The organism is Pseudomonas sp. MWU16-30322 (assembly GCF_020515535.1).
Classification (GTDB): Bacteria; Pseudomonadota; Gammaproteobacteria; order Pseudomonadales; family Pseudomonadaceae; genus Aquipseudomonas; species Aquipseudomonas fluorescens_H.
The window spans coordinates 261334-273740 of the sequence record NZ_JAIWYL010000002.1 but is presented as its reverse complement, the minus strand read 5'-3'; the positions used below and the strand labels follow the sequence as shown (position 1 = coordinate 273740).

13 protein-coding genes and 1 pseudogene are annotated in these 12407 nt (G+C 61.2%); 5 read left to right on the top strand and 9 right to left on the bottom strand.

The features are described from left to right. The first annotated feature begins 21 nt into the window (after positions 1 to 21). Entirely contained in the window at positions 22 to 876 is an 855-nt protein-coding gene (locus LCH64_RS04150) for a LysR family transcriptional regulator (protein ID WP_226499573.1), read from the top strand. A 96-nt stretch (positions 877 to 972) separates the two neighbouring features. On the opposite strand, the gene LCH64_RS04145 is transcribed toward LCH64_RS04150, so the two are convergent. Next, the gene (locus tag LCH64_RS04145) at positions 973 to 1809 is read right to left on the bottom strand and encodes a LysR family transcriptional regulator (protein WP_226499572.1); all 837 of its coding nucleotides are present in this window, start codon (positions 1807 to 1809) and stop codon (positions 973 to 975) included. 111 nt (positions 1810 to 1920) lie between these two features. Here LCH64_RS04145 and LCH64_RS04140 point away from each other — a divergent pair, with 111 nt between their 5' ends. Next, the gene (locus LCH64_RS04140) at positions 1921 to 2646 is read left to right on the top strand and encodes an SDR family oxidoreductase (protein WP_226499571.1); all 726 of its coding nucleotides are present in this window, start codon (positions 1921 to 1923) and stop codon (positions 2644 to 2646) included. A 122-nt stretch (positions 2647 to 2768) separates the two neighbouring features. On the opposite strand, the gene LCH64_RS04135 is transcribed toward LCH64_RS04140, so the two are convergent. From LCH64_RS04135 to LCH64_RS04125, 3 genes and pseudogenes are all read right to left on the bottom strand, one after another. Further along, entirely contained in the window at positions 2769 to 3998 is a 1230-nt protein-coding gene (locus tag LCH64_RS04135) for an RNA polymerase sigma factor (RefSeq protein WP_226499570.1), read from the bottom strand. Next, on the bottom strand, positions 3991 to 4335 hold the full coding sequence (locus tag LCH64_RS04130; protein WP_003227360.1) for a YciI family protein: 345 nt from the start codon (positions 4333 to 4335) through the stop codon (positions 3991 to 3993). The genes LCH64_RS04135 and LCH64_RS04130 overlap by 8 nt, the downstream gene beginning before the upstream one ends. 43 nt (positions 4336 to 4378) lie before the next feature. Beyond that, positions 4379 to 4801, bottom strand: a pseudogene (locus LCH64_RS04125) (nuclear transport factor 2 family protein); the annotation flags it as partial. Between the two features lie 142 nt (positions 4802 to 4943). On the opposite strand from LCH64_RS04125, the gene LCH64_RS04120 reads away from it, so the two are divergent. Continuing rightward, the gene (locus tag LCH64_RS04120) at positions 4944 to 5429 is read left to right on the top strand and encodes a GNAT family N-acetyltransferase (RefSeq protein WP_103486042.1); all 486 of its coding nucleotides are present in this window, start codon (positions 4944 to 4946) and stop codon (positions 5427 to 5429) included. A gap of 170 nt (positions 5430 to 5599) precedes the next feature. On the opposite strand, the gene LCH64_RS04115 is transcribed toward LCH64_RS04120, so the two are convergent. The 3 genes from LCH64_RS04115 to LCH64_RS04105 all read right to left on the bottom strand — a co-directional run bounded on the left by LCH64_RS04115 (position 5600) and on the right by LCH64_RS04105 (position 7637). Then, positions 5600 to 6088: an N-acetyltransferase gene (locus LCH64_RS04115; RefSeq protein WP_226499569.1), complete on the bottom strand. Its 489-nt coding sequence runs from the start codon at positions 6086 to 6088 to the stop codon at positions 5600 to 5602. Between the two features lie 323 nt (positions 6089 to 6411). Further along, the gene (locus LCH64_RS04110; protein WP_226499568.1) at positions 6412 to 6906 is read right to left on the bottom strand and encodes a GyrI-like domain-containing protein; all 495 of its coding nucleotides are present in this window, start codon (positions 6904 to 6906) and stop codon (positions 6412 to 6414) included. A gap of 68 nt (positions 6907 to 6974) precedes the next feature. After that, positions 6975 to 7637, bottom strand: a complete 663-nt coding sequence (locus LCH64_RS04105) for a LysE family transporter (RefSeq protein WP_201136784.1) — start codon at positions 7635 to 7637, stop codon at positions 6975 to 6977. A gap of 136 nt (positions 7638 to 7773) precedes the next feature. Between LCH64_RS04105 and alaC the strand changes: the two genes are divergently transcribed. After that, on the top strand, positions 7774 to 8991 hold the full coding sequence (alaC, locus tag LCH64_RS04100; protein WP_226499567.1) for an alanine transaminase: 1218 nt from the start codon (positions 7774 to 7776) through the stop codon (positions 8989 to 8991). Positions 8992 to 9173: 182 nt separating this feature from the next. Here the strand turns inward: alaC and LCH64_RS04095 are convergent, their stop codons facing one another. Beyond that, a complete protein-coding gene (locus tag LCH64_RS04095) occupies positions 9174 to 10529 on the bottom strand; it encodes a GntP family permease (protein WP_201136783.1) in 1356 nt (451 codons plus the stop codon). Positions 10530 to 10611: 82 nt separating this feature from the next. Next, positions 10612 to 11145, bottom strand: coding sequence for a gluconokinase (locus tag LCH64_RS04090; RefSeq protein ID WP_003227379.1), 534 nt, complete (start codon positions 11143 to 11145; stop codon positions 10612 to 10614). 216 nt (positions 11146 to 11361) lie between these two features. On the opposite strand from LCH64_RS04090, the gene LCH64_RS04085 reads away from it, so the two are divergent. After that, entirely contained in the window at positions 11362 to 12393 is a 1032-nt protein-coding gene (locus LCH64_RS04085) for a LacI family DNA-binding transcriptional regulator (RefSeq protein WP_027612588.1), read from the top strand. Positions 12394 to 12407 lie beyond the last annotated feature (14 nt).

Sequence of the window (12407 nt, the reverse complement as noted above, 5' to 3'; positions counted from 1 at the left end):
CATCGATCAAGGCGATAGTTCATGGCTTCGCAAGAAGTGCTGCTGGCGTTTGTCCGAGCCGCCACTCAAGGTTCGTTTTCGGCGGCGGCGCGCAAACTGGGACGCAGTCAGTCGACCATCAGTGCGGCAGTGGCGAGCCTGGAGATCGATCTGGATCTGGTGCTGTTCGACCGCAGCAGCCGCAAACCGACCCTGACCCCGGCTGGCCATGTGATGCTGCAACGGGCCGAGGCGATTCTGGCGGCCACCAGTCGTCTGCAAATGACCGCCCGCCAACTGGCCGAAGGCGTCGAACCGAAGCTGACCGTGGCGATTTCCGACACCTATCAATCGGCGCGTTTCGAGGCGGCGCTGGTCGGCTTCGAACAGCGCTATCCGGACCTGGAACTGGAATGCCTGATCGCCGAGTGCGACGACCTGATCGAGTTGGTCCAGCGTGGCCGCGCGCACCTGGCGTTTGCCGAAATGCAGGACACCTATCCGCCGGATCTGGTGACCTCGACCGTCGCCGAGCGCACGGACCTGGCGCTGTTCGTCAAACGTGATCATGTGCTGACCGGCATCGAGCGTGTCGACCAGCAAGTGCTGGAGCAGCATCGCGAGTTGCGCCTGGCGACCATCGTCAATCCCTATGACAGCCGGGCGAAGGGCCGGGTATGGTCGGCGCCGAGTTACCTGATGCTGATGGAAATGGCGGAAATGGGTTTCGGCTGGGCGGCGTTGCCGCGCTGGCTGGTGGCGCGCTTCGGCAACGACACGCTGGTGGAGTTGACGGTGCGTGGCTGGCCGCGGCCGGTGTATGTCGATGCATTGTGGTCGCGGCTGTATCCGCCGGGGCCGGCGGGAAGTTGGTTGCTGAGCAAGATGCTGGAATAGGTGGTGCGCCCCTTCGCGAGCAGGCTCGCTCCCACAAGGATTTTGTGAACACCACAGATCCAATGTGGGAGCGAGCCTGCTCGCGAAAGCGATCGATCAGGCCGCTGCAATTTCCACCGGCCGGTTCTCCTGAAAATACGCCTGCAACCCACGCATCGCCGGCAACTCCAGCGCCTGCGCCGCGTAGCACAAGCCGACCCGGCGAGTCGGCGCCGGCAAGTGCAGCGCACGTACCACCACCCGCGCATGCCCGCTGACGAGCGACTGCGGCAACATCGCCACGCCGACACCCGCCGCGACCATGTGCAGCGCCTGCTGCAACGAGCCGGCATGCCCCGCCACTGCCTCTGGCGAGCGCCCGTACAACGCCATCAAGCGCTGATGCGACGGATGCTGCGGGCAGGTGATCCAGTCTTCAATCGGCGCCCATCCGGCCTGCGCCACCGCCATCGGATGCTCCAGCGGCAGCGCCATCACATAGGGTTCTTCCCACAGCGGCAGAAACAGTTCGTCCTCGCAGCACATCTCCTCCACCGCCAGCCGCCCGTCACCGTGACAACCCTCCTCCAGCGTCAGCAGCAGATTCGGCAAGGCCTGATGGGCCATGCGCACGAAGGCTTCGATGTGGCTGGCGGCGATGTCGCCTTCGATGCCGAGCGTCAGCGGCGCGCGGTTCTCGCCGCCGCGAAACATCCGGCTCAAGGCTTCCGACTCGGCAACCATGCGTCGCGCCTGCGGGTACAGCAACCGCGCCTCGGCGCTGACCTCGACCCCACGCGGTTGACGCACGAACAGCGTCGCGCCGAGTTCTTCTTCAAGCTGCCTGATGGTCACCGACAGGGTCGGCTGACTGATGAACAAGCGTTGTGCCGCTGCCGTGATGTTGCGTTCTTCAAACACCGCGAGAAAGGCTTTGAGGTGACGGATATCCATAGATGATTCCGATGACAGACAGAGGAATAAGGCATTTTTCAGCCGAGAACGCGCTAAATATACTGCGCCCAGCATTCAGTCATTTGATTTTCTTATTTCAGGAGTTCACGTATGAGCAAGCCCTTGATCATCATCACCGGCGCCAGTTCGGGCATTGGCGCAGCCGCCGCCCGCCGTTTCAGCGCTGCCGGGCATCCGTTGTTGCTGCTGGCGCGCCGGATCGAACGCCTGGATGCGCTGGAGCTGCCGAACAGCCTCAGCCGTCAGGTCGACATCACTGATCGCACCGCCCTGCTCGCGGCAGTCGCCGAAGCAGAAGCAGAATTCGGCCCGGCCGACGCGCTGATCAACAACGCCGGCGTGATGCTGCTGGGGGCGATGAGCGAGCAGGATCCGGCGCAGTGGGAGCAGATGCTCGACGTCAATGTGAAGGGTCTGCTCAACGGCGTGCATGCCGTCGTCGCCGGGATGGTCGAACGCAAGCACGGCACGATCATCAATGTCAGCTCGGTGGCCGGGCGCAAGACTTTCCCGAATCACGTCGCGTATGTCGGCACCAAGTTCGCGGTGCATGGTTTGTCGGAAAACCTGCGCGAAGAACTGGCGCCGCACAACGTGCGCGTAACCACCATTGCACCGGGTGCGGTGGAGACCGAATTGCTCAGCCACACCACCGATGAGGCGATCAAGACCGGCTATCAGGCGTGGAAGCAGGAGATGGGCGGCACGGTATTGAGTGCCGAGGATGTGGCGACGGCGATTGCCTATGCCTATGAGCAGCCGCAGGGCGTGTGCATTCGCGAGATCGTGCTGGCTGCGACCCGGCAGCAGGCCTGATGGTTTGAGGTCGGCTGCACTGGCCCCTTCGCGAGCAAGCCCGCTCCCACAGTTGGAACGCGGTCAACTGTGGGAGTGGGCTTGCTCGCGAAAGGGCCGGCACTGCGAATGAACATCTCGGATCAATCCAGTTCGCGAAGCCGCCCCTCGATAAACCGCCGCTCCGGCTCCTGCCGGGTCAGTTCCAGGACGCGCAAATAAGCCGCCCGCGCCTGCTCCACCCGACCCAACTGCCGACAAAACTCCGCCCGCGCCGAATGCGCCAGGTGGTAATCCTGCAACTCGCCGCGATCCAGGATCCCCTCGATCAGCGTCAGCCCCGCCAACGCCCCATCGCGCTTGGCCACCGCCACCGCACGGTTCAACTCGATCACCGGCGACGGCGACGCCCGCAACAACACGTCATACAGACCCACGATCTGCTGCCAATCCGTTTCCGCCGCTGACGGCGCTTCGGCGTGCACCGCCGCTATTGCCGCTTGCAGACAATACGGCCCGAAGCGTCGGGTGGTCAGCGCCCGCTCCACCAGCGCGCAGCCTTCGGCAATCAATCCGGCATCCCAGTGCGAACGAACCTGGTCATCCAGCAGCACCAGTTCACCACTGGGCGAAGTGCGCGCCGGCCGACGTGATTCGTGCAACAGCATCAGCGCGAGCAAGCCCATGACCTCCGGTTCCGGCAGCAACTCCATCAGCAACCGCCCGAGCCGAATCGCCTCGCGGGTCAGCTCTTCACGCGTCACCTCCGCCCCCATCGACGCCGAATAGCCTTCGTTGAACACCAGATAAATCACCCGTAGCACGCTGTCGAGGCGCTCGGGCAATTCGCTCAGGCTGGGGACTTGATAAGGGATTCTGGCGTCGCGAATCTTGGCCTTGGCCCGCACGATGCGCTGGGCAATCGCCGCCGGTGCCGAGAGAAACGCGCGGGCGATTTCCTCGGTGGTCAGGTCGCAGACTTCACGCAGGGTCAGCGGCACTTGCGCATCTGCCGCCAGCGCCGGGTGACAGCAGGTGAAGATCAGCCGCAGGCGGTCGTCTTCCACGTCTTCGCCACTCCAGTCGGCCTGCTCCAGTTCTTCGAGCTGCGCCAGCAACAGCGGCTGCGAGGCCTTGAAGCGGGCGCGGCGGCGCAACACATCGATGGCCTTGAAGCGCCCGGTGGACACCAGCCAGGTACGCGGATTGTCCGGCACGCCGTCGCGCTGCCAGCGCTCGACCGCGACGAAGAACGCCTCGTGCAAGGCTTCTTCGGCGAGGTCGAAATCGCCGAGCAGACGAATCAGCGTCGCCAGAATCCGCCGCGAGTCTTCGCGATAGACCTGCTCGACCCGCGCCCGGACGTCAGACATTCAACTGCCGGACCGGGCGCACTTCGACGCTGCCGACCCGGGCCGCCGGAATATGCCCGGCGACCTGAATCGCTTCGTTCAGATCCTTGGCGTCGATCAGGTAAAACCCGGCCAGTTGCTCCTTGGTTTCAGCGAACGGGCCATCGGTGATCGACAGCTTGCCGTTGCGCATACGCACCGTGGTCGCGGTCTGCACCGACTCCAGCGCTTCGGCCGCGACCATCCGCCCGCTGCCCTGAATCGACTCGGCGTAGGCCCAGCATTCGGCGTCTTCCGGGCTGTCGGGCGAGGTGTGCAGCAGGCGCTCATCGCTGTAGACCAGGCATAGATACTTCATGGCTTTCTCCTGAATCGAACGAATCAACTATGGCTGAAGACCAGGGCTGCACATCGAACAGCGTGGCGCCGCTCATCGGATCGAACGGTGCCGACCAGTGCTCGTGGACAATCTTCCATGTCCCGCCCACTTGCCGATAACAGGCGGTGGCGCGCATCCAGCAGCTCTGGGTTTCGCCCTTGTCGTTGGTGCCGCCGCAATGCGTTACCCAATGGGCAAACGCGAGGTTGTCGGCAGTCTCGATGGCGATCTCGTGGAACTCGAAAACGTGCGGGCCGGAACACATCTCCATGCAGGCTTCCCAGTGCGCGCGGTAGGCCGCTTTGCCCTTGAATTGCAGGGCCTTGATCGCGTCGAAGGAGAGAATGTCATCGGCATACAACGCCATGACCTTCTCGACGTTCTTGGTCATCACCGCTTCGCGGTAAGTGTTGATCAGTGCCTGGATTTCAGTCTGTGCGCTCATGGTGTTCTCCGTGGTTTTTGGGGTGAAGACACCTTTAGTCGTTCGGCCATCGAGCAGATCGACAGACAAAACAAAACATTTCCGCCGAACACAAAATCGCTAGAATCCGAGGCTCATCTTTTGTAGGAAAAAGGAAATTCCCGTGTCAGCCCAACTCGTGCCGTACGACAGCCTGAACGCCTTGCAGCGTCAGCAAGTCGAAGCGATTGAAATTCATCCCGAGCAGATCAAATTCTCCGGCGACATTCACGGCGCGTTGCACACGCTGCTGTCCAAACCCGGTCCTGGCGTAAAGGGTTTCGCGCTGCTGGCCGATCAGGTGCCGGTGGCGTTCCTGCTGCTCAAGCGCCCGCCCGTGCTGCCGGCCTGGGCCAATGAACACAGCGCCACCCTGCACGCCTTGCAGGTCGATCACCGCGCGCAAGGCAAGGGTTACGGCAAGGCCTGCCTGCAAGCGCTGGCCGACGTGGCACGCGAAGCATGGCCGGAGATCAAGGGGCTGGAACTGTCGGTGGACGCCGATAACGACGCGGCGATTGCGCTGTACGCCAGATACGGTTTCGTCGACAGCGGCGAAGCGTACAAGGGCCGGATCGGGTACGAGCGGCGCATGGGGCTGTTTTTCTAAAATCATCAAGGGATGCACGACGATGTTACGGCCTGCCCACGACCGAAAAAAGTACGTAATCCCCTTGTAGGAGCTGCCGCAGGCTGCGATCTTTTGATCTTGATCTTCTTAACAGCAAGATCAAAAGATCGCAGCCTTCGGCAGCTCCTACAGTTTTGAATGGTGTTGGCTTATAGGGTCAGGATCATCTCGTGCCACGCCATCCCGCCATGGTCTGACTCCGACGGCTTGATGTAGGCAAAGCCAAATCCGGCATACAGCGGAATGTGCTTCTCTTTGCACATCAGGTGAATCGTCGCTTTGTCCATCCCGCGCATGCGCTCGATGAACTCGGTCATCAGCCGCTTGGCCAGGCCCTGCCCCTGATAGTCCGGGTGCACCACCACCGACATGATCACCACGTTCGGGCCCTTCGGATCATGGCCGATCAGTTCCTTGAACGCCTCGTCCGACATCTGCACGTCGAACGCCGCGCCCGAGTTGATGAAACCGGCAACTACACCGTCCACCTCAGCCACGATAAAACCCTCTGGCCACGTGGCAATGCGCGTGGCGATCTTTTCGCGCGTGGCGGCTTCATCGCCTTCGTAGGCAACGGTTTCGATCGCGTAGCAGCGATCCAGGTCGGCGGCGGTGACGTTGCGGATGACGGTGTTCATGGCAGCTCGAAAATCAGCGGAGAAAAGTGCGCAAAGCATAAAGGAATAAGGTGTTCATATCGATCCGCACGGGGGGCGTAAAGCCTGCGTATAAGCGCTTTTCTTCGTGCGGGCGGCGAGCTATTTCTGCGGTGTGTCTCTGATCACCCTTGAGGGGAACCGCTTATGAGCAGCGTTGAAATCGGCCTGTTGATGGTGTTGGGCATCAGTACGTTCGGCTTTATCACCTTGGGCATTGACCTGTTGCGGGCGCGACGGGTGGGCAAGGGTAAACGCGGTTGAAAACATGAGGCGGATCAGTGATCCGCCTCATGTTTTATGGCTCAGACCTTGGTATCGACCGGCACGCAGATTTCCAGTTTGCCGGTGTGCAGTCGCGGATTGAAATCGGCGCTGTAGCGTTCCAGCTCCGGGGCATTCAGTTCCACGTAGTGGGAGGTCGGCAGCCAGGTCTTGTAGATGTATTGCAGGGTCTGCGGCAACTGATCGAGCGGGCCCTTGTGCTCGAACACCGCGTACTGCCGGGGCAGCACTTCAACCCACTGGTAGATCTTCTGGTCGAGGTCATCGAGCTTGCTGATTTCCACCCCGGCGATGTAATCAAAACCACCCTTGCCGTCGAAATTGCTGCAGACGCCGTAGGTCACTTCGTTTTTTTGTCCCTGTATCTTTCCCAGGTGCGGCAAGAACTTTTCCCACAGCGCGGGGATGTCCTTGGCGGTGTCCTGGGTAAATCGACCACGAAATCCTGCGATCAGCAGGAAGTGTCCATGTTCGAAGCGAGGTTCAGCCACTTCGACGCGTTTTTGCTCATCCATGACTCGACTCCTGGAACAAAAGAAGGGGTTCGGCTGCTGAGTATAGAAGCCAAACCCGATTCGCAATGTTACAAGGCGTGCAGCTGGTCGGCGGCCCCGGAGCCAACGAACTCGTTATAACCGGATACGATCACGTAAACCGCGAAATAGCAGAAGATCGCCGCCGATGCCATGTAGGAATAGCGCAACAGCTTGTCACCCAGCAGCTTGCCACCGTGGCTCGCGGCGAAGCACAGACCGGCCGACCACAGCAGCCCGGCGCAGAGGAAACCGCCGAGAAACAGCGCCGAGCTCAGCGGGCCGCCGCCACCGGAGCGGGCGATCAAGGTGCCGCCAACCGCGGCGAACCACAGAATCGCGCTTGGCGAGGACATGGCGAGGAAGATCCCGCGAAAGAACTCCTTGCGATGCGAGTTCTGCCCCACTTCCGCCGTCGCTGCCAACTGCGCCTCGTGGTGAATCGCCGAATAGATCATCTTCGCCGCAAAGTAGATCAGCAGCGCCGACCCGCCGATCCACAACACCCAGCGCACGGTCTCGTACTGCAACAGCACGGTCATCCCGGCCAGCGCCAGCACCGCGTAGATCAGGTCGCCGACGCAGGTGCCGAGGCCCAGCGCGAAGCCCTGAAAGTAACCGCGCTGCATCGCCAACGTGATCATTGCGATGTTGGCCACGCCGATATCCAGGCACAGCGAGAGGCTCAGCAAGAAGCCGCTGGTGAATTCCATTAAGCATTTCCTTGGAAAAATTATTGTCGTGCACGCTGGACAGTCCGCCATCGCTGCCCTTATCTTCCGCCACAGGTCACCGCAGTGACCAGCGTCGCTCGGACGGTTCCGGGCGCTTACGTTATCCGAGGCAACAATGGCTGAACAAGGTTCGCCGCGCCGCTTTGCGCGCATTGATCGACTCCCTCCTTACGTTTTCAACATCACCGCCGAGCTGAAGATGGCCGCGCGGCGTCGTGGTGAAGACATCATCGACTTGAGCATGGGCAACCCCGACGGGGCCACACCGCCGCACATCGTCGAAAAACTGGTGCAGGTTGCACAGCGCGAAGACACCCACGGTTATTCCACGTCCAAGGGCATTCCGCGTCTGCGTCGGGCGATTTCCAACTGGTACAAGGAACGCTACGCGGTCGATATCGACCCGGAAAGCGAAGCCATTGTCACCATCGGTTCCAAGGAAGGCCTGGCGCACCTGATGCTGGCGACCCTGGATCAGGGCGACACGGTACTGGTGCCGAACCCGAGCTACCCGATTCACATCTACGGCGCAGTGATTGCCGGCGCTCAGGTGCGTTCGGTACCGCTGGTGCCCGGCGTGGACTTCTTCGCTGAACTGGAGCGGGCCATTCGTGGTTCGATTCCGAAGCCGAAGATGATGATCCTCGGCTTCCCATCCAACCCCACCGCGCAGTGCGTGGAGCTGGATTTCTTCGAACGGGTGATCGCCCTCGCCAAGCAGTACGACGTACTGGTGGTGCACGACCTGGCCTACGCCGACATCGTCTACGACGGCTGGAAAGCCCCGTCGATCATGCAGGTACCCGGCGCCAAGGACATCGCGGTGGAGTTTTTCACCCTGTCCAAGAGCTACAACATGGCCGGCTGGCGCATCGGCTTCATGGTCGGCAACCCGGAGCTGGTCAACGCGCTGGCGCGGATCAAGAGCTACCACGACTACGGCACCTTCACCCCGCTGCAAGTGGCGGCGATTGCCGCGCTGGAAGGCGATCAGCAATGCGTGCGCGACATCGCCGAGCAGTATCGCCAGCGTCGCAACGTGCTGGTCAAAGGCCTGCATGAGCTGGGCTGGATGGTCGAGAACCCGAAGGCTTCGATGTATGTCTGGGCGAAGATTCCCGAAGCTTATGCGCACCTCGGTTCGCTGGAATTTGCCAAGAAGCTGCTGGCCGAGGCCAAGGTCTGCGTCTCGCCGGGGGTGGGTTTTGGTGAGTATGGTGATGATCACGTGCGCTTCGCGCTGATCGAAAACCAGGACCGGATTCGTCAGGCAGTGCGCGGGATTCGCGGGATGTTCCGGGCGGATGGGTTAGTCGCAAAATCCGGCAACTAACACCTATCCAATTGTGGGAGCGGGCTTGCTCGCGAATGCGGTGGAACAGCTCACATCAATGGTGACTGATACGACGCCTTCGCGAGCAAGCCCGCTCCCACATGGGTCTTCTGTGAACCAAGAATTCTCCGGGCACAAAAAAACCGCATCGCTGCGGTTTTTTTGTGTCTGCAAGAAGCTGCTTAGACGAACAGCGACAACAGCAGGATAAAGCCCAACGCAACCACCGACAGGATGGTTTCCATCGCGGTCCAGGTCTTGAAGGTTTCGGCCACGGTCATGTTGAAGTACTGCTTCACCAGCCAGAAACCGGCGTCGTTCACATGGGACAGGATCAGCGAACCGGCGCCGGTGGCCAGCACCAGCAGTTCACGGTTGACGCCCGGGATCATCCCCACCACCGGCACCACGATGCCCGCGCCAGTGATGGTCGCCACGGTGGCCGAACCGGTGGCGATACGAATCACCGCCGCCACCAGCCACGCCAGCAGGATCGGCGAGATCTGCGCACTGACCGCCATGTGGCCGATCACGTCGCCCACGCCGCTGGTCACCAGCATCTGCTTGAAGCCGCCACCGGCACCGATGATCAGGATGATCGCGGCGGTCGGCGCCAGGCTCGCGTCCAGCCACTTGAGGATCTGCTGCGAACCGATGCCCTGCTTGTGGCCAAAGGTGTACAGCGACAGCAGCAACGCCAGCAGCAGTGCGGAGATCGGGTGACCGATCATGTCCATCCAGGTGCGGAAGAAGTGACCGTCCGGCAGCGCCACGTCAGCGAAGGTTTTCAGCAGCATCAGGAACACCGGCAGCAGCACGGTGATCAGGGTGATACTGAAGCTTGGCAGCTTGGCCGACTCGTCGTTCTCACGGGCCAGTTGATCGACCAGATCCTGATTCGGCGTGCCGGGAATGTGCTTGGCAATGAACGTACCGAAGATCGGACCGGCAATGATTGCAGTCGGCAGTGCGACGATCAGACCGTAGAGAATGGTCTTGCCGATGTCGGCGCCAAATACCCCGATCGCCAGCAGCGGGCCCGGGTGCGGGGGCACCAGACCGTGTACCGCAGACAGGCCAGCGAGCAGCGGGATACCGATCTTGATGATCGACACACCGGTACGCCGGGCGACGATGAACACCAACGGAATCAGCAACACGAAGCCGATTTCGAAGAACAGCGGAATACCCACCAGGAACGCGGCGAACATCATCGCCCACTGAACCCTTTCCTTGCCGAAGGCGCGGATCAGGGTCTGGGCGATCTGATCGGCACCACCGGATTCGGCCATCATTTTGCCGAGCATGGTGCCCAGCGCAAGGATGATCCCGACGAAACCGAGCACGCCACCGAAGCCGTCCTGGAACGCCTTGATGATGGTGCCGATCGGCATGCCGGACGTCAGCCCGAGAAAGGCAGCGGCAATGGTCAGGGAGATGAAGGGGTGAATCTTGAACTTGGTAATCAGGACAATCAGCCCGATTACCGTGACCACTGCATCAAGCAGCAGAAACGTGTCGTGGGACATGCCAAACATTGGGGGTGTCTCCTGGCTTGTTGTTGTTATTAAAGCGGGTTGAACAGAAATCGTGAGGACTGCGCTATCTGCATGAACACACTCATACCGCCTGTTTCAGACCATGGGCCTGCCACCAGACGTGGGCTTGCGCGGCAAGCTCTTCAACACTGTGGATCGAAGCATTCAGCGCCAGGGTCAGCGGCTCGCCGACCGGCGATTCGAGGGTGGCGAACTGGCTTTCGATCAGCGTCGCCGGCATGAAGTGGCCCGGGCGATGCGATACGCGGTCGGCGGCCACTTCCGGGGTCAGCTCCAGGAACACGAAGCCCAGGCCCGGCAAGGCACTGCGCAGCACTTCGCGATAACTGTGTTTGAGGGCCGAACAGGTCAGCACCGGACGCTCGCCAAGGGCGTCGACACGGCGCAGTTCATCGCACAGGCTGTCGAGCCAGCCGGCACGGTCGTCGTCGTTCAGGGGGATCCCCGCGCTCATCTTTTCGATGTTGGCGGCCGGATGAAAAGTATCGCCTTCAATGGCAGTGGCGCCGCTCAATTGGCACAGGGCCTCGCTGACGCACGTCTTGCCGCAACCGGCAACGCCCATGATGACCAGGGCGGTGATGGGATGACTCATATAACACCTCAGCGCGCAGACAGCGCTACCTTTGCTAGCTATGACTCTAGTGCACAGGCAGAAGTTGCCGACGCCTTCTTGTCGTTTTTTTGGGTTGCAGCAGGTTTGCGCCCCAACGCCAAAAAGCGAGATCAGGCAGGACCTCGCTTACGCATTTGCAGCTGCATCAGGACAGCGCTACCTTAGTGCCTTGATTTTTGTTTGGCAAGCCGCCCGATGACCACCCCTAAAAACGATAAAAACACTCGCACCACCGGCCGTCCCACCCTTAATGAAGTTGCCCGCCTCGCCGGCGTGAGCCCGATTACCGCCTCTCGCGCTCTGCGCGGAGTCAGCACCGTGGCCACCGAACTGGTGGAAAAAGTGCAGAAAGCCGCGCTCGAACTCAACTACGTGGTCAACCCTGCCGCCCGCGCATTGGCCTCGGCGCAGAGCCATTCGGTGGTGGTCCTGGTGCCGTCGCTGTCCAACCTGTTGTTCATCGATACGCTGGAAGCCATTCATCGGGTACTCACGCCCAAGGGCTTCGAAGTGCTGATCGGCAACTTCCACTACTCACGCGATGAAGAAGAAAACCTGTTGCGCAACTACATGGCCTATCAGCCGCGCGGTTTGCTGCTGACCGGCTTCGACCGCACTGAAAGTTCACGGCGGATGATCGAGGCCAGCAACATTCCCTGCGTGTACATGATGGAACTGGACAGCGCCGCCGGGGTGAATTGCGTGGGTTTCTCCCAGCTCAATGCCGGCGAAACCGCTGCCGAACATTTGCTCTCTCGTGGGCGCAAGCGTCTGGCCTACATCGGCGCACAACTCGATCAGCGCACTTTGTTGCGCGGCGAAGGTTTCCGCAAAGCCCTGCAAAAGGCCGGTCGCTACGACCCGGATCTGGAAGTGCTGACCCCGCGCTCCTCGTCTGTTGGCCTGGGCGGCGAGCTGTTCCTGCAACTGCTGGCGGCGCACCCGGACGTTGATGCGATCTTCTTTGGTAACGACGACCTCGCGCAGGGTGCGCTGCTGGAAGCGTTGCGCAATGGGATCAAGATCCCCGAGCAGGTGGCGATTCTCGGCTTCAACGACTTGCCGATGTCCGAACACATGGTGCCGCGCCTGAGCAGCATCAACACCCCGCGCGAGGCAATCGGCCGGCGTGCGGCGGAGCAGATGTTGACGTTGATGGCCGGCAACAGCGTGGCGCGACCGGTTGAGGATATGGGCTTCGAGTTGAAGATTCGCGAGAGTACCTGATCCTTCCCAAATGC